Source organism: Proteus sp. GOKU, assembly GCF_015475555.1.
Classification (GTDB): domain Bacteria; phylum Pseudomonadota; class Gammaproteobacteria; order Enterobacterales; family Enterobacteriaceae; genus Proteus; species Proteus mirabilis_B.
Window position 1 is genome coordinate 3,180,878 of the sequence record NZ_CP034105.1, and the last position, 20,799, is coordinate 3,201,676.

General features: G+C 36.9%; 18 protein-coding genes. 9 read left to right on the forward strand and 9 right to left on the reverse strand.

Features of this window, described 5'->3' with window-relative positions:
- Window positions 1–151: 151 nt before the first annotated feature.
- From hemH to htpG, 4 genes are all read right to left on the reverse strand, one after another.
- On the reverse strand, window positions 152–1,132 hold the full coding sequence (gene hemH, locus EHE21_RS14660) for a ferrochelatase (protein ID WP_194951072.1): 981 nt from the start codon (window positions 1,130–1,132) through the stop codon (window positions 152–154).
- Window positions 1,133–1,340: 208 nt separating this feature from the next.
- Window positions 1,341–1,628 carry a DUF2645 family protein gene (locus tag EHE21_RS14665; RefSeq protein ID WP_194951073.1) on the reverse strand — a complete coding sequence of 96 codons (288 nt, stop codon included), beginning with the start codon at window positions 1,626–1,628 and terminating at the stop codon, window positions 1,341–1,343.
- A 133-nt stretch (window positions 1,629–1,761) separates the two neighbouring features.
- Complete coding sequence (adk, locus tag EHE21_RS14670) at window positions 1,762–2,406, reverse strand: adenylate kinase (RefSeq protein ID WP_088494772.1); 645 nt, start codon at window positions 2,404–2,406, stop codon at window positions 1,762–1,764.
- Between the two features lie 182 nt (window positions 2,407–2,588).
- The gene (gene htpG, locus EHE21_RS14675) at window positions 2,589–4,472 is read right to left on the reverse strand and encodes a molecular chaperone HtpG (RefSeq protein WP_194951074.1); all 1,884 of its coding nucleotides are present in this window, start codon (window positions 4,470–4,472) and stop codon (window positions 2,589–2,591) included.
- Window positions 4,473–4,683: 211 nt separating this feature from the next.
- Between htpG and EHE21_RS14680 the strand changes: the two genes are divergently transcribed.
- Together EHE21_RS14680 and modA are read left to right on the forward strand one after the other, a co-directional pair.
- The gene (locus EHE21_RS14680) at window positions 4,684–5,736 is read left to right on the forward strand and encodes an ABC transporter substrate-binding protein (RefSeq protein WP_324187741.1); all 1,053 of its coding nucleotides are present in this window, start codon (window positions 4,684–4,686) and stop codon (window positions 5,734–5,736) included.
- A gap of 11 nt (window positions 5,737–5,747) precedes the next feature.
- Window positions 5,748–6,467: a molybdate ABC transporter substrate-binding protein gene (gene modA, locus EHE21_RS14685; RefSeq protein WP_194951076.1), complete on the forward strand. Its 720-nt coding sequence runs from the start codon at window positions 5,748–5,750 to the stop codon at window positions 6,465–6,467.
- A gap of 38 nt (window positions 6,468–6,505) precedes the next feature.
- On the opposite strand, the gene purT is transcribed toward modA, so the two are convergent.
- From purT to EHE21_RS14700, 3 genes are all read right to left on the reverse strand, one after another.
- Window positions 6,506–7,693, reverse strand: coding sequence for a formate-dependent phosphoribosylglycinamide formyltransferase (gene purT, locus EHE21_RS14690; protein ID WP_194951077.1), 1,188 nt, complete (start codon window positions 7,691–7,693; stop codon window positions 6,506–6,508).
- 125 nt (window positions 7,694–7,818) lie between these two features.
- A complete protein-coding gene (gene rarD / locus EHE21_RS14695; protein ID WP_194951078.1) occupies window positions 7,819–8,730 on the reverse strand; it encodes an EamA family transporter RarD in 912 nt (303 codons plus the stop codon).
- A 235-nt stretch (window positions 8,731–8,965) separates the two neighbouring features.
- On the reverse strand, window positions 8,966–9,913 hold the full coding sequence (locus EHE21_RS14700) for an aminoimidazole riboside kinase (protein WP_194951079.1): 948 nt from the start codon (window positions 9,911–9,913) through the stop codon (window positions 8,966–8,968).
- Window positions 9,914–10,186: 273 nt separating this feature from the next.
- Between EHE21_RS14700 and EHE21_RS14705 the strand changes: the two genes are divergently transcribed.
- On the forward strand, window positions 10,187–11,653 hold the full coding sequence (locus EHE21_RS14705) for a glycoside hydrolase family 32 protein (protein WP_194951080.1): 1,467 nt from the start codon (window positions 10,187–10,189) through the stop codon (window positions 11,651–11,653).
- Window positions 11,654–11,682: 29 nt separating this feature from the next.
- Here EHE21_RS14705 and EHE21_RS14710 read toward each other — a convergent pair whose 3' ends face one another.
- Window positions 11,683–12,678, reverse strand: a complete 996-nt coding sequence (locus EHE21_RS14710) for a LacI family DNA-binding transcriptional regulator (RefSeq protein ID WP_088494764.1) — start codon at window positions 12,676–12,678, stop codon at window positions 11,683–11,685.
- Window positions 12,679–13,145: 467 nt separating this feature from the next.
- Between EHE21_RS14710 and EHE21_RS14715 the strand changes: the two genes are divergently transcribed.
- From EHE21_RS14715 to allS, 6 genes are all read left to right on the forward strand, one after another.
- The gene (locus EHE21_RS14715; RefSeq protein WP_088494763.1) at window positions 13,146–13,781 is read left to right on the forward strand and encodes a response regulator transcription factor; all 636 of its coding nucleotides are present in this window, start codon (window positions 13,146–13,148) and stop codon (window positions 13,779–13,781) included.
- A 945-nt stretch (window positions 13,782–14,726) separates the two neighbouring features.
- Complete coding sequence (locus tag EHE21_RS14720) at window positions 14,727–15,389, forward strand: CDP-alcohol phosphatidyltransferase family protein (protein ID WP_194951081.1); 663 nt, start codon at window positions 14,727–14,729, stop codon at window positions 15,387–15,389.
- Between the two features lie 3 nt (window positions 15,390–15,392).
- Window positions 15,393–16,115 carry a lysophospholipid acyltransferase family protein gene (locus EHE21_RS14725; RefSeq protein ID WP_194951082.1) on the forward strand — a complete coding sequence of 241 codons (723 nt, stop codon included), beginning with the start codon at window positions 15,393–15,395 and terminating at the stop codon, window positions 16,113–16,115.
- Window positions 16,102–17,037, forward strand: a complete 936-nt coding sequence (locus EHE21_RS14730) for a phosphatidate cytidylyltransferase (RefSeq protein ID WP_088494760.1) — start codon at window positions 16,102–16,104, stop codon at window positions 17,035–17,037. Before EHE21_RS14725 ends, EHE21_RS14730 begins: the two co-directional genes overlap by 14 nt.
- A gap of 329 nt (window positions 17,038–17,366) precedes the next feature.
- On the forward strand, window positions 17,367–18,188 hold the full coding sequence (locus EHE21_RS14735) for a CPBP family intramembrane glutamic endopeptidase (RefSeq protein ID WP_194951083.1): 822 nt from the start codon (window positions 17,367–17,369) through the stop codon (window positions 18,186–18,188).
- A gap of 380 nt (window positions 18,189–18,568) precedes the next feature.
- Complete coding sequence (allS, locus tag EHE21_RS14740) at window positions 18,569–19,483, forward strand: HTH-type transcriptional activator AllS (protein ID WP_194951084.1); 915 nt, start codon at window positions 18,569–18,571, stop codon at window positions 19,481–19,483.
- Window positions 19,484–19,541: 58 nt separating this feature from the next.
- Here allS and EHE21_RS14745 read toward each other — a convergent pair whose 3' ends face one another.
- Window positions 19,542–20,786, reverse strand: coding sequence for an MFS transporter (locus tag EHE21_RS14745; RefSeq protein WP_088494757.1), 1,245 nt, complete (start codon window positions 20,784–20,786; stop codon window positions 19,542–19,544).
- Between the last annotated feature and the right edge of the window lie 13 nt (window positions 20,787–20,799).

Genomic DNA, 20,799 nt, shown 5'->3' on the forward strand with positions numbered 1-20,799 from the left:
ATTTATGTAATGCAGTGTCCGTTTATCAGCACTTTTAGTGATTCCCACTAAAAGACTTAAAAAATGAGAAAAGATAAGTTTATATATAACTGAAATATGATCAAATTAATATATCATCAAATCCGATAATTTTATTTATAGAATTCAGTAATTATTTTTCGCATACCTCTCGGATCATCGCTTCTAGCAAGTCAATATGCTCTGGATCATCATTTAATGCTGGAATATATTCGTACTGTTTGCCACCACCATGAATAAAGAACTCTCGGTTCTGTTCATTAATTTCTTCTAATGTTTCCAAGCAATCAGATGAAAATCCCGGACATACAACCTGTACATGTTCAACACCCTCACTTCCCAGTTTTTCCATCGTTTTATCCGTATAAGGTGATAGCCAAGGTTCACGACCAAAGCGTGACTGGAATGTCAGCATGACTTGCTCTTTAGGATAACCTAACTGTTCTTCTAATTGCTGTTTTAGTTTTTCTGTTGTGAGGCAACACTCATCATAATAAATATCGCCCGTTTTGATAAAGCGCTCAGGAATACCATGAAAAGAGAGAATTAAACTATCGGGTTTACCATATTGCTGAAAACTTTTCTCAATAGAGGTAACAAGCGCTTTGATATAAAGCGGATGAGTAGGATAACTGCGAATAAAGTGAAGAGAAGGTATTGTACGCATATCTTTAAAAATGCGACTAACACCATCAAATACCGCAGCAGAAGTGGAGCAAGAGTATTGAGGATACAGTGGTAACAAAATAATGTTCTCAACACCTTGTTCTAATAGCTTCTCAACCCCTTCATTTAGCGATGGATTGCCGTAACACATCCCCAACTCCACCGGTATATTAGGTAATCGCTCAGCAACAGCACGTTGTTGTGCTCGGCTATAAACTAACAGAGGTGATCCTTCATCCATCCAAATCTGTTGATATAACTTAGCAACTTTGGGTGAGCGAAACGGTAATATCGCCCCTTGTAATATTGGTTTCCAAATCAAAGGAGAAACATCAACAACACGAGGATCGCTAAGAAATTGTGCTAAATAACGTCGAACAGCACCCGTTGTCGGCGCATCAGGCGTGCCAAGATTAACCAAAAGAACACCATACTTAGCATCATTCATACTATGACTCCTTAGAGTTATTTTATTAGGATAACCAAAGAGTAGAAGAATAAAGGAAAATAATAGATTGTGCTTGTCAATTTATTGGATTGTTCTTTTTACACATTCTTTAACAAAGAAAAAAACAAAGGTAATCTGAAGATATTACTCATCTCACAATAAAGTGATTACAAACCTTCAAAGTAGATTTAGATATTTGGGATAATGTTTAGCACCAATTAAATCGCAAAAAGAATGACCAAAAAAGATACATTCCTGTAATCACAATATACACATATTTTATCTTTTTACTTTTATTTAAAAGGAGCATTAAAACACCTGGAATAAGTACTAAAATAGGCTCAATGGTATATCGTCCGCCTAATGGAAGCTGGCAAAGATTTTTTATATCGCCTTCTCCCACCATCCATTCATAATCAGAAATTGAAAGTATCTTTATCAAAAACAATAGAAAAACAAAATATATAAATGAAAATATCTTCCATACAATATTCATATCTAATGTCTATCCTGTTGTTTCCTTCAAATCTAAAGTAAATACGCGTTTCAAATTCCCAATACACTCAATAGCACATCATTAAGTTAAAAAAAATCCCGGCTCAACCGGGATTAATCATCACAATGACGAATTAGCCAAGGATACTTTTTAGTTCAGCGTTAATTTCGCTTACTTTTTGCGTACCATCAACTTTGAAGTATTTCGCATTGCTTGCTTTAGCTTCATTTTGGTAATAAGAAACTAACGGTGCAGTTTGAGTATGATACTCAACTAAACGTTTACGAACAGTTTCTTCTTGGTCATCTTTACGTGTTGTTAATTCTTCACCTGTCACGTCATCACGATTTTCCACTTTAGGTGGATTAAATTTCACATGATAAACACGACCTGATGGTGCGTGAACACGACGGCCAATAATACGATCAACAATGATTTCATCAGGTACAGCGAATTCCAGTACGAAATCCACGTTGATACCCGCTTCTTTCATTGCATCAGCTTGTGGAATTGTTCTTGGGAACCCATCCAACAAGAAACCATTACGGCAATCGTCTTGTTTGATGCGCTCTTTAACTAACGCAATAACTAATTCATCAGTCACTAACTGACCATTGTCCATCAGTGCTTTTGCTTTCAGTCCTAGTTCTGTACCTGCACTTACTGCTGCACGTAACATATCACCAGTTGAAATCTGTGGGATACCATAGTTTTCTTTAATGAATTGAGCCTGAGTGCCTTTACCAGCGCCTGGAGCGCCTAGCAGAATGATACGCATCGCGTAAATCCCCTTGCATTTAATTTTTTATATTTAAACTCGAAAACGCATTACCATACCATTTTGTGAGGTCATCTCTCAAGAAATCACGGTAGCGATTGCATTTTATTTTTTATCGAAAAAGAAAAAACCACGCTCTCTTTTCAGATAAACGTGGTTTAAATGTTTGAAAACGAAAACAGTTACGCTTTTTGAACTAAAAGTTGATTCACTAAGCGAATAAACTGGTTTGGATCCTCTAAAGAGCCTCTTTCAGCAAATAATGCCTGATCGAGTAATAAATTTACCCAATCCGCAAATAGAGCTTCATCTGTTAGCTCAGCTGTTTGCTTCACTAATGGATGATTTGGATTTAGCTCAAAGTTGTATTTCACTTCTGGCACTTCTTGTCCTGCTGCTGCAAACAATTTAGCCATTTGTGTTGTCATTTCATCAGCACTGGTTGTCACGATTGCTGGAGTATCTGTTAAACGATGCGTTAATTTCACATCTTTAACTTTATCTCCTAGCAAGGTTTTAATGCGTTCGACGAACGGTGCTAATTGTTTATCTGTTTCTTCTTGCTCAGCTTGCTTCTCTTCATCAGCAAGTTTATCAAGAGATTCATCTGCTTTACTGACAGACTGGAATGATTTGCCATCAAACTCAGTCAGGTAATTCATCATCCATTCATCTATACGATCAGATAACAACAGTACTTCAATACCTTTTTTGCGGAACAGCTCTAAATGAGGGCTATTTTTCGCAGCGGCATAGCTATCTGCTGTGATGTAGTAAATTTTTTCCTGACCTTCGACCATACGGCCAACATAATCTTCCAGTGAAACTGTTTGAGCATCACTATCGTTATGTGTTGATGCAAAACGTAGTAATTTAGCAATAGTTTCAATGTTAGATGAGTCTTCTGCAGGGCCTTCTTTTAAGACTAAACCAAACTCTTTCCAGAATGCTTGATACTCTTCCGGCTTGTTTTCTGCCAGTTTTTGTAACATCTGCAATGCACGCTTAGTTAACGCACTGCGTAAGTTACGTGTAACAGAGCTGTCTTGTAAAATTTCACGAGAAACGTTTAGCGGTAAATCATTAGAATCCACTAACCCACGGATAAAACGCAGGTAATTAGGCATAAACTGCTCAGCTTCATCCATAATAAAGACGCGCTGGACATACAGTTTTAAACCATGACGTTGTTCACGATTCCACAAATCCCAAGGCGCTTTTGAAGGCACATATAATAAGCTTGTATACTCTTGCTTACCTTCTACACGGTTATGCACCCAGCTTAATGGATCTGCAAAGTCATGAGAGATATGTTTATAAAACTCTTTATACTCTTCATCACTCACTTCAGCTTTATTACGAGTCCAAAGTGCTTGCGCTTTATTAATTTTTTCCCATGTTACTGTGCCGTCTTCTTCATTTTTTGTTTCAATTTCAACAGGCAGAGAAATATGGTCGGAATATTTACTAATAATGCTACGCAGACGCCAATCGTCTAAATACTCATCTTCACCTTCACGTAAATGAAGCGTAATTTCAGTACCGCGATCTGCTTTTTCAATATCAGCAATGGTGTAATCACCTTCGCCTTCAGATTCCCAAAAAACACCTTTATCTGCACTTTCGCCAGCTGCGCGAGTGCGTACTGTCACTTTATCTGCAACGATAAATGCAGAATAGAATCCGACACCAAACTGACCAATTAGTTGGCTATCTTTAGCTTGATCTTGTCCGATAGATTCTAAGAATGATTTTGTACCTGATTTTGCAATAGTACCGAGATTATCAATGACTTCATCACGAGTCATACCAATACCATTATCACTGATAGTTAGAGTACGAGCTTCTTTATCAGTGGAAATGCGCACATGCAACTCACCATTATTTTCATAAAGCGCTGCATCTGATAATGCACGGAAACGCAATTTATCAGCCGCATCTGATGCGTTCGAAATCAATTCGCGAAGGAAAATTTCTTTATTGGAGTAAAGAGAATGGATCATTAATTGAAGAAGTTGTTTAACTTCTGACTGAAATCCTCTTGTTTCCTGACCTTTCATACTCATTTTTACCTCAATTAATCCTAATTTGGCGAAAAAAATCAATATGAGTAAAAAGTGGGGATAGTTAAGCAAGTTTCAAGGGTCGAGTAAAAAATTAAGCTAATAAAAGTGATTAAGCACCTTATATGATTAAAGTTTGAGCCAAAATAATACTTGCTGTATATTTTTAGCTGTATATTTTATTATACAGCGATATTAACTTAGGTTTATGACTATGAAAGCTTTATTACAGCACTGTTTACTAGGTATTGGCTTACTCTCCCTCTCATCCATCTCTTACGCAGATAGACAAATCGTAGACCAAATTGGTCGCACCGTTACCATTCCAGACAAAGTAGAAAGAACGGTGGTTTTACAACATCAAACTCTGAACTTATTGGTTCAACTTGATGCAACGGATAAAATTGTTGGTGTGATGTCCAATTGGAAGCAGCAACTTGGTGATGGATATGCACAACTAGCACCATCTCTAGAAAACACACCTAAAGTCGGCGATCTCACCAGTTTTGATGCTGAAAGCTTAGTAAAGCTGCAACCTCAAGTTGTCTTTGTGACTAACTACGCCCCAAAAGAGATGATTGATAAGATCTCTGCTCTTGGTATTCCAGTTGTGGCGATTTCATTACGTAAAGAAGTTAATGATGATAAATCAACACTTAACCCAACATTACAAAATGAAGAGCAAGCCTATAACGAAGGACTAAAAGAAGGTATTTTGCTGATTGGTGATATCGTCAATAAATCAGAGAATGCACAAGCATTAGTTAACGATACCTTTAAACAACGTGAACAAGTTAGTCAGCGCTTACAAGATATTCCTAAAGAGCAACGAGTACGGGCTTATATGGCTAATCCAGACTTAACAACCTATGGCTCAGGAAAATACACAGGATTAATGATGGAACATGCAGGTGCATTTAATGTCGCCGCATCAACCGTTAAAGGTTATAAGCAAGTTTCACTAGAACAAGTTATTGCATGGGACCCTGAAGTCATTTTTATTCAAGACAGATACCCTCAAGTTGTTGATGAAATCAAACAAGATACGCGTTGGCAGGTTATTAGTGCGGTTAAAAATAATCGAATTTATTTAATGCCTGAATATGCGAAAGCATGGGGATACCCAATGCCTGAAGCCATGGCAATAGGTGAATTGTGGATGGCAAAAAAACTATATCCTGAAAAATTTAGCGATATTGATATACAAAAAGCCGCTAATGATTGGTATCAAAAATTCTATCGTACTCAATATCAAGGAAAAGAGTAGGATATAACATCATGACATTTTCCCTTTTTGCAGCAGGTAGCTTAAAAACAACACTCCCTGCTTTTATTGAGCATTACCAGCAAAAAACAGGCGAGAAGTGGGTACTTACATTTGGACCCGCAGGACTTTTGCGTCAACTCATTGAACAAGGGGAAACCTGTCATTTGTTTCTTTCTGCTGACGAAAATAATGCAAAGCAATTAATCGATAAAGGCCTCGCACTACAATATGCTCCTTTTATTGCTAATCAGCTTTGCATTACTGCTCGTCGTAATGATGTAAATGAAGAAGATAACTGGCTTAGCGTATTATCAAATACCGCATTAAAATTAGGGATATCCACACCAAAAACAGATCCATCAGGGGATTATAGTTGGCAACTGTTTGATAATATTGCGCAGATTGACCCAAAGTTAAGTCAGGCATTAAAAATGCGAGCACTCTCTTTAGTTGGAGGTGAGCATTCACTTACCATTCCTCAAGGTAGAATGGCAGCCCACTATTTAATTACCACACATCAAGCAGATGCTTTCATTGGTTATCAGCACTACCAAATACAATTAAGCCAATTTCCTGAATTAAAGATCTTCGATATTCCAAAACCTTTTAATGTTACCGCGCACTATTGTGCGACACTTATTCATTCTCAGGCTTATAGTTTATATCAAGAGATATTATCTCCTTATGCGAAAGCGTATTTTATAAAAGCTGGATTTTTACCGCTAAGTTAAGTTCTCTTCTTAGCGGTAAGTAACCTTATGTTATATCGTTATTTTTGAGCATCACTTACAATGATAGCGTTAGCACCTGCGTTTGCTTCATCTAATGCATGTTTTATTGTATCTGCATGAGCAAGTACAACACCTAAACGACGAGAGCCGGCAATTTCAGGTTTAGCAAAAAGGCGAATTTGGCGATTCGCCTTCAACGCTTTTTCAATACCAGAATAAACGATATTTGTACTATGAAGCTCCGGTAAAATAACCGCTGATGCACAAGGGCCTAATTGGCGAATACCACCAATGGGATAGCCTAAAAAAGCACGGACATGAAGCGCGAACTCTGATAAATCTTGAGAGATTAATGTCACGAGCCCAGTATCATGAGGGCGAGGAGAGACTTCATTAAAGAATACCTCATCACCTTGAACAAATAACTCAACACCAAATAAGCCATAGCCCCCTAAATTCTCAACCACTTTACTCGCAATATGTTCTGCTTTAGCAAGTGCGATATCACTCATCTTTTGAGGCTGCCACGAACTTCGGTAATCCCCTTTTTCTTGTCGATGACCAATCGGGGCACAAAAATGGATACCATCAACAGCATGAATAGTTAGTAAAGTGATCTCAAAATCAAACGGGATCATTTTTTCAACGATAACGCGCCCTTTACCTGCTCTACCACCCTCTTGCGAATAAGTCCAAGCCTGAGCTAAATCATTTTCACCACGAATAACACTTTGCCCTTTTCCGGATGAACTCATGACGGGTTTTACAATACAAGGGAAGCCTATTTCTAAAGCGGCTTTTTTAAAACTCACTTCATCATCAACAAATTGATAGTTTGATGTAGGTAAATGTAATGTTTCTGAGGCTAATCGACGTATCCCTTCTCTATCCATAGTCAGCTTTACTGCACGGGCGCAAGGAACAATTTTTTGCCCCGCTTGTTCTAATTCAACCAGTAACGTTGTTGCAATAGCTTCAATTTCTGGAACGATAAAATCAGGTCGCTCTTGTTCAATAACTTGCTTTAATGCATCGATATCAAGCATATTTACAACATGATGGCGATGTGCAACATGCATAGCGGGAGCATTGAAATAGCGATCAACTGCAATCACTTCAATACCTAAGCGTTGGCACTCTATCGCGACTTCTTTTCCTAGTTCGCCAGCACCTAATAACATCACTTTTGTTGCATTTGCCGTAAGAGCCGTACCCAACACTGTCATTTTTTATCCTCACCATTAATAAAAACCACAATCACGCAAACGATTGCTTTTCATATAGCATAGCGGATTTAGCTTGATAGAAAAATAGCCAGACAAAAAAATAATCAAACAGAGAAATAAAATAATTACACTGTTTGGCTACGTTTTCCTTTTTGAATTTTTAGATAATTCAGGCGTTTTCGGATAAGTGCTAAAATACAGCATAAAAGCCCTAACCAAATTAGAGAGAAACTCACACCTTTTACTTCATCAAAAGCTTCATGGAATAAGAAAACAGCCAGTAAAAACTGAATAGTAGGCTCAATATATTGTGCTAATCCAATTACAGTTAATGTGGTTCGTTTGACTGCTGCGGTAAAGAACAATAACGGCAGTATAGTGACGGGTGCAGTGAGAATATAATAAAAACGAGTCAGATTATCAGCAGAAGGTAGTGCGCTTTTATCTGTTATAAACAACCAAATAGTGGCACCTATTGCTAATGGCATTAACCAAAGTGTTTCCATAAATAAAGAGGTGATCACATCAAAACGAATAAACTTGCGGATCAAGCCATATACAGCAAATGCACCACCCATCATGATAGCCAATACAGGCAATTCACCGTACATCCATAATTGATAACCCACACCTGCACAAATTAAGGTAACAGCCCATTTTTCTGCTGGATTAAGCTTTTCTTTAAGAAATATCACACCTAATAAAATTGAGAAAAGCGGATTAATAAAATACCCCAAACTCGCTTCTAATACTTGTTGATGTGTTAATGCATAAGTAAACGTACACCAAGAAACTGCCATAGCCATTGAGCTAAATAGACACATAAAAACAGAGCGCTTATCTTGTAAAACTGCGCGCCATCGTGTTCTATTTTTAATAAAGAGTCGAACGAGTAATAAAAGAGGGATAGACCAAATCAAACGCTGAGCCAACATTTCTAACGGTTGTGCTCCGGGTAACAGCCGATAAAACAGAGGGGTTATTCCCCAAAGAATATAAGAAAAAATGGCTAATACCGCGCCCGATTGAGCCCACATTTAATGTTCCATCAATAAAAGTCAATAAGATTTAATATCATACGCTTAAAACAGACAGAACAATATGATCAGCATCGCTGATTGATTGATCAAACATCAGCACAACCGAATAGACGAGATAAAAAAATCTCCATAAATAACCACTCCGAGAAAAGTAGTTATAAATGGAGAATAGGAAAATACCATTAAGGGAAAACCGTGGTAAAAACCACAACCAGAAAAAATGGATGAGTTGTTAGAAAATCTCCCTAACATGTAAAGGTGGTTGTTGCTGAACAAAATCATGTAATTTTTTACGACTTGGTGCCGCAGCTATCGCCCCTTTTTGAGTGGTGGCTAAAGCGCCACAAGCAGCTGCTTGCGTCACTATTTTTGATAGATATTGTTCATCTTCAGCAAAACCATATTCAGCAAGCGCAGCTAACAAACCGGACATAAAGGCATCACCAGCACCTGTTGTATCAATACATTCGACAGTAAAGGCACTAAATGCGACTTGCGTATTTGGCGTTAAAACTAAACAACCTTTAGAGCCTTGAGTGATCACTTTTAAACGAGCGGGATAAATTTCTAATTTTTTGAGTGCATTATTCAATGTCACTTCTTGTGTCATCCATGTTAGCTCATCTTCTGATAATTTTAATATGTCTGCTTTATGCGCATAATTATCGATAATTTCACGCATTTCTTCATGATCACGCCACATTTGAGGACGTAAATTAATATCAAAACTCAGTAGTGAATCACTTTCTTTAATACTTTTGATCGCACAATCTAAGGTCGAGCGACAAATGGGATTCACTAATGCTAAAGAGCAAAAATGCAAAATATCTTTTTCAAATGCAGGTAAAGATTTTTCTGTTAAAAATTGATCAGCAGACTCAGCAACTAAGAAAGTAAAATCACGCTCACCATTTTCTTGTAAAGAGACAAGAACAGTACTGGTACGGTGAAACTCATCAAATTCCATTGCACGAGTATCAACACCCAGATCAAACAGTGTTTTTTGCATAAAATGGCCGAACGCATCTTCACCTACGCGCCCAATAAAACCACTTTGTTGACCGAGTTTAGCAACGCCAGCAGCAACATTGACTGGCGCACCACCAGCACATGCTTCATATTGCATGTTTTGCAATGGGATCAAGTCAACAACAGCGTCACCTAAAGACCAGACTTTCATAATCTCTCCAGAAGATAAGCAATTATTTTTCTTAACTATATTCTGTTTTTATGGCTATTCATAACGAATAAATAAAGATATTGCTCGTAAATCCACACTGATAACGTTAACATAATAAGATAATATGATAAAGTCAATCTCATATATCGTATTTTTTTCACTATAAATGTTATCGTTAACAACAAGAGTAATAGTGTGATTACATCTGTTCTTTACCCTTTCAGTGATCTTAAAAACACACTAATAACTCTGACATATAATAAGGATAATGATATGAAACACCGCTTAGAACAATCAACAAAAGCCTTAAATACCTTGATTGAAAAACGAGGCAATAAATTTTATCCCCAGTTTCATTTGGCCGCACCTGCGGGTTGGTTAAACGATCCTAATGGTCTTATTTATCATGATGGTTTATATCATGCTTTTTATCAGCACCATCCTTATTCCCAAGATTGGGGACCTATGCATTGGGGACATGCCACAAGTACCGATATGATCCACTGGCAACACCAACCTATTGCATTAACACCAGGGGATGACTACGACAAAAGTGGTTGTTTCTCAGGATCAGCCATTAGCCATGAAGGCAAACTCTATCTTTTCTATACAGGACACAACTGGTTAGCAGACGAAGGTGATGATAGCCAAATCTATGAAGCGCAATGTGTTGCTATCAGTGAAGATGGTATTCATTTTGAGAAAAAAGGGATCGTTTTAGAACCCCCTAAAGGTTATATGCATTTTCGTGATCCTAAAGTTTGGTATCAAGAAGGTAAATGGTGGATGGTTGTTGGTGCTCGTGATGAAAAAGATCAAGGACAAGTCCTACTCTTCTCTAGCGACACCTTATTTGTGGAAGATCAGCGGTGGAACAATGATTACACTGTTTTAGGAAAAACGGATGATAAAAATGTCTATATGTGGGAGTGCCCTGATTTCTTCCCTATTAGCCAAGAAAATGAATTTGCAATCGTCTTCTCACCACAAGGAAAACGAGCCGAAGGCTATCAATATCGCAACCTCTTTCAATCTGGTGCATTAATTGGTCAGTGGTCACCAAACCAACCCTTTAAACTACAAGGGCATTTTATTGAACTTGATAATGGCCATGACTATTATGCGCCACAATCATTTACGACACCTGATGGTCGTCGCGTTTCTATGGGATGGATGGATATGTGGAATTCGCCCATGCCTTCAAAATCTGAATTTTGGTCTGGCTGTTTTACGCTCCCTCGTGAAATCACTTTTGATAAATCCAAAAATCGCTTACGCATGATCCCCATTAAAGAAGTCGAATCATTGCGCCAAGAAAAACAGTCTATCCAGCCATTAACACTCAGTAATCAATCCATAGAGCTATTCGATAACACCCCAGCTATCGAACTCGACTTAACATTATCTTTAAACAGTAACGCTGAAAAATTCGGCTTATGGCTAGGTGAAGGACTTGAGCTCTTTGTTGATAATCAATCACACCGGTTAGTTCTTAATCGTCATTATCCTCAGCACAATATCAGTGGCGCTCGAAGTATTCCATTACCTGAAGGTTGTGAATTGAATTTACGTATTTTCATTGATCGCTCATCAATTGAAATCTTTGTAAACAAAGGTGAGTTCACCTTTAGCAGTCGATATTATGCTCAACAAGATGCTCGTACATTACGTCTTTTTGCCATGAACGGTGATGCAACACTGATTAATGGTGAATATTGGCAGTTAAATAGTATTTACTGATATTGATAAGTTAAGTAAGACGTGAGTCTTTAAATAGACTCACGTTCAACTAATTGGCAAGGTACGTGTACTGTATCTCTATGGTTCCGTTCTTGAATGATATGCAACGTCGCTTCTTTACCTAATTCATAATGAGGCAATTGTACCGTTGTTAATGGTGGATAAAACAGCTCTCCTGTACCAATCATATTGTCATAACCCAAAACAGCCACTTGCTCTGGAATACGTAATCCCATAGAAAGTAAAACTTGATACGCTAGAAATGCAATACGGTCATTACCACAAATGAGAATATCAAAATCTGCTTTTTGTTGAACACAATGCTTTTTCAATATTTCAATCACATCACGATAGTGCTCATCTCCAAACATCATCGTATATTGTTGTAAGTTCGCCAATGGTAGCCCAGCCTCTTGCCAAGCATCTTCAACAGCCTTACGACGAATAGGACCTGCAACAGACTCTTCAGGTATATAGAAACATAAAGGGCGGCGATACCCTTTTTCGATGACCTTTTTCATCGCAAAATACTGCCCATGATAATCATCGGGAATATAAGTTGGAAAAGCGTGCGTTTTATCCAAGCAGTTTGCTAACACTAAATTCTTATCAAGCAACTTTTCATGCACGGTGATTTCACGCAAGCCCATCGTGGTATAAATAATTCCATCTGGACGTTGAGCTAAAAGCTGCCAAATGGCATTTTCATAACAATCTTGCGCAGTTAAATTGACAACAAATGAACTCCAGCCAAATTCTCTTGCGGTTTGCTCTATCGATAAAATCATTTCCACAGAAAATGGTGTCGTTGCGGTATCAATTGCCAGAACACCAATTGATGATACTTTTGTTCCTTGCCCACGAATTTTTCGTGCAGAATAATCTGGAACATAGTTAAGTTGATCAATCGCATTTTGGACTTGTTTCAGTGTTTCTGGTTTTAATAACTCAGGGTTATTAATCGCTCTTGAGACTGTCATCAAAGAAACGGATGCAAGTCGAGCTACATCTTTCAGTGACGCCATAGCATTGGCTCGATTGGTTTATTAAAAAGGATCAATAGAAATAAAGTGCTATTTTACAAGAAGTAAAGTCAAAAAGCCACAAAGGGAATTGAATTGTAACTAAATGCGACTATTAATTGCCTCATAAAAAGACACCTAAATATATTATTTTTTTACTTATTAAATGAGTTTAATATAGTTAAAATCACTTACGAGAAAAAACCTAGTTACAATTAATAATAGTTATCTCCTTCCTTCATTATAGAAATGAATTATTCTTATCTATAAAATACAAATATTGAAACAAAACAAAGTTCTGATATTTTATCTATAATATAATACAGAAGTATTAATCATTTTTAATTTGATATATTCTGAATATGGCTCCGTTGCGTGAATGTCACCCTACATAAAAAACTTATAAATTAGTCAAATTTCGTTACTCATTCACTTTTAGTGAAAGAGCAGAGTAAAACCAGGAGCAACATATGGAATCAATAATCCACTTAATCACTTTTGAAGATGACAGTACAAAAGTTCAACTTAAAGCCGTTCTTTCTTCTTTAGCGGCGAATGTGAAAACCTATTCAAATGAACAGGCTTTCTTGAAATACTATTTTTCATCGACAAAAGGAGCTCATAAAGAGTGCATCATAATTAATACAAAAAGCAGTGCAGCGCCATCAATTGCACTGATTAAAGAACTCAATAAATTGAGAAACATCATCCCTGTTATTATTATTTCTGGGGATAGTTCCATTGAGAGTTGTCGTAGCGCATTTAAATCAGGGGCTTTTGAATATTTAACTCGCCCTCTAAATGTGAATGAACTTCTTAATATTGTCTCGGAATCTTTCCTACATTATGAAAGTGAAGTTGAGCAATTCCGAACATATATATCTCTAAAAGATAAATTTGGTAAGTTATCTAATAGAGAAAAAGAGGTTATGGAGATGATCCTTGAGGGGAATACGAGCAAAGAAGCGGCAGAAAAACTTTCTCTATCGCCTCGTACCGTTGAAGTACATCGTTCAAATATGTATACAAAATTGAAAATAAGATCACTACCACAATTAGTTCAAGAATATGATTTCTTTAAGAAATATGACTTAAGAGCAAGTTGATTTACAATGTGATTTCTATTTATCAATGGGTTGTATTATCTAGCGATATAACGATATGACCTGTTTTATTTTCATTATATTTTATTAATGAGAGAAAGCTGTACTTCTAAAAATATTCTATTTTGGATGAATTACACCTAATATGGGAATAATTAATACGTTAAACACCATTCTACGATAGAAAGGGCGGCAACTTATTTTGATGCCACCCTTTCATTAGTGTTCGTTTAATTTCAATTTAAAACACTTGTATATATTATTTTCATAATCGCTATTATTAATAACTATTATGATTGTTTTTTATTAACAATAGCAATATAAGAATAAATGAAGCTCTTCATTTGATATAAATCATTTTTTACTTATTATAAAGATGAGTATTCTCATTTTTAGTTTCTCATTTTCTTTATTCTTATTTTACGAAGAAAATTATTAATGATTAAAAAATAATACAAAAGGAATTCCTGTCTCTTTTTTTTATGCCCATTTAAAGACTGTTTATGCGTTTTGATTTTCATTTTAAACAAAAAATTACTTATAAGAATATTCTAATCGAAGTGTTTTAATTGCGATTATTTAAACAGTAAAATAAGAAATAATAATAAGTATTTCCCTTTATACTCCCTTTTACTTAAGAAATTTATTCTCTTTATAGTTTAATTAACGTAATACATTATTTACCATTTCTACTTAATAATACTCAAATAAAGAGCATCATTAAATGATCTTATCATGTAAGTATAATGCACTAGATTTGAATAAGTATTAACACCTAGAAAAACAAATGATTATTACTGATTGATTTATAGTCTTAATATGAGCATAACAAAATGGAATTAATCGGCATAAAAAAAATATAAGATAAACTTATACGTTTATTCTTATTCTCACTTTGTACAAATACCCTTATGCTATACCTTCCTAACTCGCCTTTTACAAAGAAAAATGAACGCTCAAGATAAAAACCGTCGTCCTATAAAAGCAAGGCAAACAAACTGGGCTACAAAGTGCAGTCGCTACTTACAACAAAAAGGGGCACCCCCTAATGGTATTTCTGTGTTTAGTGTCGTATTTGCATTACTTGCAGGCTTATCACTCTTTTGTGCTCTCTTTTACACATCTGGATTATTACGCTCAATTTTATTGATACTTGGAGCTATCATGATCCAAGGTCGCCTAATTTGTAATTTATTAGATGGTATGGTTGCCGTCGAAGGCGGCATGAAAAGCCCAGTAGGTGCTGTCTATAATGAATTACCTGACAGAATTGCCGATACTTTAATTATTCTAGGTGTCGGTTATGGACTCTCCTCTGACTTTTCTACGGCAATTACGTTGAGCTGGGTGGGCGCTTTTTTTGCGGTAATGACCGCTTATGTTCGCGTATTAGGTGGTGCTTGTGGATTAGACCAACAATTTACAGGTCCTATGGCAAAACAACACCGAATGGCGCTATTAACTACTGTTTCTGTTATTGCTGCATTTATTCCGAGTCTTTGGGGAATATGGCTCTTTTTTATTTCATTATGGATTATTATTTTAGGTTCAACGCTGACCACAATTTTCAGAACCCGTCGAATTTTACGGGATTTAGCACAAGGTGTCTGATTAATGAAAAATGGAAAACTTGCTTTAGATGCAAAAGTGGTATCATCCGTTTTAGTCTCTATTTGTCGATTCTTAACGGGTATTCGCGCTAAACAAACCTCTCCTATTGCGAAAGATACACCTTGTATTTATTACGCTAACCACTCTAGTCATCTTGATGGCTTAGTTATTTGGTCTTGTCTTTCGCCCAATATTCGCCCTTATGTTCATCCGGTTGCCGCTGAAGATTATTGGAATAAAAACCGCTTACGCCGTTATTTATCTCGTCGCATCTTTAGAGCTATCCTTATTCCTCGTCATGCTGCCAAAATGAATTTTCCACAAGAAGAAAATTCTTGTGAAGAGATCGTAGAACAACCGGCTAATGACTCAGCATCATCGACACCAAATAAAGTCAACGCACTTGCTCTGATGCAAGAAATTTTAGACCGAGGTGATTCTTTAATTATCTTTCCTGAGGGTACTCGAGGTAACGGCGAATCTATTCAAGACTTTAAAGCGGGTCTTTGGCATCTTTCTCGTAAAAATCCGAATGTGCAATTAGTCCCTATTTATCTGGAAAACTTAAATCGAGTCCTCCCTAAAGGTTCTCGCTTAGTTGTTCCTGTTATTTGCAGTGCGATTTTTGGTGCTCCTATTGGCTCCACTCATGAAAATGAAAGTAAACAAGAGTTTCTGGTAAGAGCAAAAAGTGCGTTAGAGGAGCTACACAATGGAACGTATTAATAATGAAGTCCTATGGATCTTTATCGGGCTCTTCTCTTTCTTAATTGTCGCCAGCATTATTGGTGCTATTTTAGCTGCCGTAAAAGGCCCTACATCCACTATCACTAATCTTAATTCAAGGATCAACGCGTGGTGGGTAATGTGTATTATCGCAGGTGTTGCCATAGGAATTGGAGCAATTGGCTCTGTCGTCCTATTTACCATTATCTCATGGCTTGCATTACGCGAACTGATCACCTTAACGCCCACACATCGTGGCGACCATGAAGCGCTCTTTTGGTGCTTCTTCGTTATATTACCTATCCAATACATTCTTGTTGGCGTGCAATGGTATAACTTAATGGCGGTGTTTATCCCGGTTTACGCCTTCTTATTAATACCAACACGTATGGCACTTTCAGGTGACACTCGCCACTTCTTAGAACGTATGGCAAAAGTACAATGGAGCGTGATGATAGCAATTTATTGCCTAAGTTATGCGCCTGCACTTTTAATGTTACCAATAGAAGGTTTTGAAGGCCGTAATATCAATTTACTGCTCTTCTTAATGATAGTGGTGCAAGTTTCTGACGTACTTCAATATGTGTTTGGTAAATTATTTGGCAAACATCCTATCGTGCCTAAATTAAGTCCAAATAAAACAGTGGAAGGTTTTTTTGGTGGAATTATCTCCGCCAGCCTTATTGGCATGATGTTATGGTGGGCAACACCGTTCTCATGGTGGGCGGCATTTTTACTCTCTTTAGTCATTACATTGGCAGGTTTTGCGGGTGGTTTATGTATGTCTGCAATCAAACGAGACAGTGGCGTAAAAGATTTTGGTACGATGATCGAAGGTCATGGTGGCATGATGGATAGAATGGATTCGCTCTGCTTTGCAGCACCTATATTCTTCCATGTTATTCGCTATTTTTACGTTTAGTTTTCCTTTGTTTAATCAAAAATAAAACTAGCCCAATGTAGACTCAAATGCCGATATTAAACCATCGGCATTTTTATATTCTCTGTTTACTCATGCTAATAACTCACTAATTTAATATCACAAATTGACTATCATTATATAAATTAAACATTTGTTTTAATTTTAGATTAAAAATCAATATTATATATTCTATATATAAATCAAAATATTAAATAAAAATACAGCGAGTAAACAGGTCTGATTTCTCTACTTTTTTATTTATAATGATAGCCTAGAAGGCTGCTATCTTTTACCCTAGCGCTCCTTTTTATTTTAGATCCTTTACAATTATGATCACTTGGCTATTTCTTGCTTTTTCTTTATTATTTCTGGGTTTCAATCGCACGCTTGCGTTTATTACATTGATATTTACAGCGCTTAGCGCATTTATAACAGGTGTTATTACATGGCAAACCTTGCCAGTTATTTTTAGCATTCTCTTACTCGCGTTCGCCTATTCTCGCTATAAAAAACAGCCTCTACTTAGAGCAATCATCATTCTCGCACTTGTTATTATTGCCAGTGGATTAACTTTTCACCTTATTCCTGGTTTTAACAATTTACGTTACCTTTCACATGCCATTATAGGGATGAAAAGCGCCCCTTTTTCTTTTTATTTCAATGCCGATAAAGCATTATTACCTTTTATTCTTCTGATTTTTATTCCTACACTTTTTGTCTGCGATCCATTAAAAAAAGCAAATAAATTACAGTGGGCAATGCTAATTATTGCCATTCCTGCACTATTATTGATCGCTGTAAAGCTGGGAGGATTGGCGATTGAATTACATTTACCATCATGGTTACCTGCCTTTATTCTCGCTAACCTCTTTTTTGTATCACTTGCTGAAGAAGCCTTATTTAGAGGTGTTATTCAACAAACATTATCACGTTATCTTCCCCCTTATGTTGCGCTATTAATAGCAGCCATTATCTTTGGATTAGCGCATTTTGCAGGCGGATTACTGTTAATTATATTTGCTTCACTGGCGGGTATTATTTATGGATTAGCATGGATGTGGAGTGGTCGGCTTTGGGTTTCAACCGCTTTTCACTTTGCACTTAATCTGACTCACCTGCTCTTTTTTACCTATCCATTTAAAATAGCGTGATCTCTATTTTTGGCATCTCAGTGATGATCCACTTTTTATTCTGACTATCACCACCTTTTACTGATATCTTAACTTCGTCAGTAAAAGGATGAGTGAAACGTGAAAGCAATCACACAAATAGAATACAGATATTCTTATTTGCGCCCATCATCTGATGAAATTTTTTGTTAGTATGCTTTATCGCTTATCTATAAATAATCAAAACTTCATACGGCGAACAACAATAAGCCAAAAATAATAACATCCATTAACACGATAAGAAGTTGTCTTACTTTGCGGTATAGACCTCAAAAAAAATAGGTAAGCTTTGCTCTGTTTGCTTTTTTTAGTTCAGCATTATCTGCTGATATTTTGCCTCTCTTATTACCAGGACAAAAGATATGTTAGACCAAGAAATGATACGTACCTTTATACAGGTCGCCGATTGCCAAAGTTTTACCAAAGCAGCCGATGTGCTTCATAAAACATCAGCAGCAATTAGTTACCGTATAAAAACATTAGAAGAAAATATCGGTACACAACTTTTTAATCGCACCACAAGAACCGTTACACTGACACCCGCGGGCGAATATCTATTAGAAAAATGTCGTCAATGGATTGTATGGTTAGAGTCAATGCCTGTGGAACTTCAGCAAATGAACGCGGGTGTCGAACATCAAGTGAATATTGTCATCAATAATCTACTCTATGATCGCACTGCGGTTGCCAGTATGTTGGCTTGTCTTCATCAACGCTTTCCTTCTACTCAGTTTCATATTACTCGCCAAGTCTATATGGGTGTTTGGGATGCGCTTATTAACGAAGATTATCATTTTGCTATCGGCGTTACTGGTAATGAATCCCTTAAGAATAATATTAACATTTGTGCAATGGGCGAAATTCAATGGCAATTTGTTGTCGCGCCTAATCATCCTTTAGCCAATGTTAGTGGTATATTAAGTGATGACCAAATGCGTATGTATTCTGCTGTAAACGTCGAAGATACCTCTCGTCATCTTTCTAAACGCACTGCATGGCGCTTATCAGGTCAGCATGAAATTCGTGTACCTGATTTACACACCAAATTAGCCTGCCATTTAAAAGGCGTGGGAATAGGATTTTTGCCATTAAGTTTATGTAAACCGCTTATTGATAGCGGACAGCTAATTGCAAAAGAAGTGAAAAATCGTCGTCATAACTCCCCTCTATCATTAGCATGGTGTGAAGATAAAAAAGGCGCTGTGGTAAGTTATTTAGTGGAGTTGTTTAAGCAAAATCATCCTAGCGTGCAATCGTTTTACGATCCTTTAAATTAAAAAGGCAAACCGAAGTTTGCCCTTTTACTGTTTATTCAGTGATTATCTGAATAGCGTACTACGCTTTAGCTTCTTCATTATTGTTGTTGCTTTCTTTAATAAAGAGACTTGCCACAATACCGATACAAATCAGAATAGCGGCAAAGTAGAAACCAGAGTCCATGCTACCTGTTTTGTCTGATAAGAAACCTGTTAATGTTGGTGCAAAAACAGAGCCCAACATACCGATACAGTTATAAACACCAAACGATGTACCTAGTGCATGTCGCGGTGAGTTATCTGCAACCACAGCAACAAGTACTGGGTTTGTACTGATTTTACCTACAATACCGTAAAGGATCAGAGCACCGATTAATACAGGCATTGATTCTGACATTGGTACAGCAAGAATAGCGACTAATGACAACGGTAACATGATCAGTAATACAGGTTTACGACGACCAATTTTATCTGAAACCCAGCTAAAAATAAGTGAACCAGGAATAGCAAACCATGGCATTAATGATGCGATAGTTGAAATTTGAGTTCCTGTAATTCCACGCTCAGTCTCTAAGTAGTACGGTAACCAAGTTACTAATACAAAGAAGCCATAGATTGAACAAAAGATGGTGACATACGCAAGGTTGATATTGCGATTACCAAATAAATCTTTAAATGTCAGCTTAACTTTCTGTTTTGGAGCGCCATTTTCTGTCGCAGGTTGTCCTTTTGGCTTATCTTTGATGATCCATAACATCACTAAACCAATGATAATGATTGGCACACCAATAATATAGAACGGAGCACGCCAGCTCATTCCCATCTCACCAACAGAAATACTTGAGATGTAATAACCAATAGACAGACCAAATGCCATACCACTATTAATAATCGCACTACCTAATGTAATACGATGCTTTGGTATCGCTTCTGAAGATAAACCATACTGAGGGCCATAATAGAAACCTTGGAATATCCCCACCATGACCCATGCAAACATAAAGGTCACGTAAGTTGGCATCATACCCGCAATGATGGTAAATCCACCAAAGAGAACAACACCTGTTACTAATACTTTTTTCTTACCTAAATAGTCACCAATCATGCCTGATGGAATATTTAGTGCAGTATATCCGATAAAGAAAATACTCATGATGGAGCCAAGTTGAGCTTTAGACAGATCAAACTCAGCACCAATATTTACCATTAAAGGACCAACAATGGCACGGCTACCATACAGCGCAATCCAACCAAAGAAGAAGATAATGGTCAGTTTGACCCAATAAGGGACTTTGCCTTTCTCATTCACTTGTGCATCGTTCATAATGACGCTCCTG

What these genes read in the sequence shown, in the direction of transcription:
- adk (WP_088494772.1), bottom strand. Translation starts at nt 2,406, where the DNA reads ATGCGTATCATTCTGCTAGGCGCTCCAGGCGCTGGTAAAGGCACTCAG.
- EHE21_RS14665 (WP_194951073.1), bottom strand. Translation starts at nt 1,628, where the DNA reads ATGAATATTGTATGGAAGATATTTTCATTTATATATTTTGTTTTTCTA.
- rarD (WP_194951078.1), bottom strand. Translation starts at nt 8,730, where the DNA reads ATGTGGGCTCAATCGGGCGCGGTATTAGCCATTTTTTCTTATATTCTT.
- EHE21_RS14715 (WP_088494763.1), top strand. Translation starts at nt 13,146, where the DNA reads ATGGAATCAATAATCCACTTAATCACTTTTGAAGATGACAGTACAAAA.
- EHE21_RS14745 (WP_088494757.1), bottom strand. Translation starts at nt 20,786, where the DNA reads ATGAACGATGCACAAGTGAATGAGAAAGGCAAAGTCCCTTATTGGGTC.
- EHE21_RS14735 (WP_194951083.1), top strand. Translation starts at nt 17,367, where the DNA reads ATGATCACTTGGCTATTTCTTGCTTTTTCTTTATTATTTCTGGGTTTC.
- htpG (WP_194951074.1), bottom strand. Translation starts at nt 4,472, where the DNA reads ATGAGTATGAAAGGTCAGGAAACAAGAGGATTTCAGTCAGAAGTTAAA.
- EHE21_RS14700 (WP_194951079.1), bottom strand. Translation starts at nt 9,913, where the DNA reads ATGAAAGTCTGGTCTTTAGGTGACGCTGTTGTTGACTTGATCCCATTG.
- allS (WP_194951084.1), top strand. Translation starts at nt 18,569, where the DNA reads ATGTTAGACCAAGAAATGATACGTACCTTTATACAGGTCGCCGATTGC.
- EHE21_RS14730 (WP_088494760.1), top strand. Translation starts at nt 16,102, where the DNA reads ATGGAACGTATTAATAATGAAGTCCTATGGATCTTTATCGGGCTCTTC.
- EHE21_RS14720 (WP_194951081.1), top strand. Translation starts at nt 14,727, where the DNA reads ATGAACGCTCAAGATAAAAACCGTCGTCCTATAAAAGCAAGGCAAACA.
- purT (WP_194951077.1), bottom strand. Translation starts at nt 7,693, where the DNA reads ATGACAGTGTTGGGTACGGCTCTTACGGCAAATGCAACAAAAGTGATG.
- EHE21_RS14725 (WP_194951082.1), top strand. Translation starts at nt 15,393, where the DNA reads ATGAAAAATGGAAAACTTGCTTTAGATGCAAAAGTGGTATCATCCGTT.
- hemH (WP_194951072.1), bottom strand. Translation starts at nt 1,132, where the DNA reads ATGAATGATGCTAAGTATGGTGTTCTTTTGGTTAATCTTGGCACGCCT.
- modA (WP_194951076.1), top strand. Translation starts at nt 5,748, where the DNA reads ATGACATTTTCCCTTTTTGCAGCAGGTAGCTTAAAAACAACACTCCCT.
- EHE21_RS14705 (WP_194951080.1), top strand. Translation starts at nt 10,187, where the DNA reads ATGAAACACCGCTTAGAACAATCAACAAAAGCCTTAAATACCTTGATT.
- EHE21_RS14680 (WP_324187741.1), top strand. Translation starts at nt 4,684, where the DNA reads ATGAAAGCTTTATTACAGCACTGTTTACTAGGTATTGGCTTACTCTCC.
- EHE21_RS14710 (WP_088494764.1), bottom strand. Translation starts at nt 12,678, where the DNA reads ATGGCGTCACTGAAAGATGTAGCTCGACTTGCATCCGTTTCTTTGATG.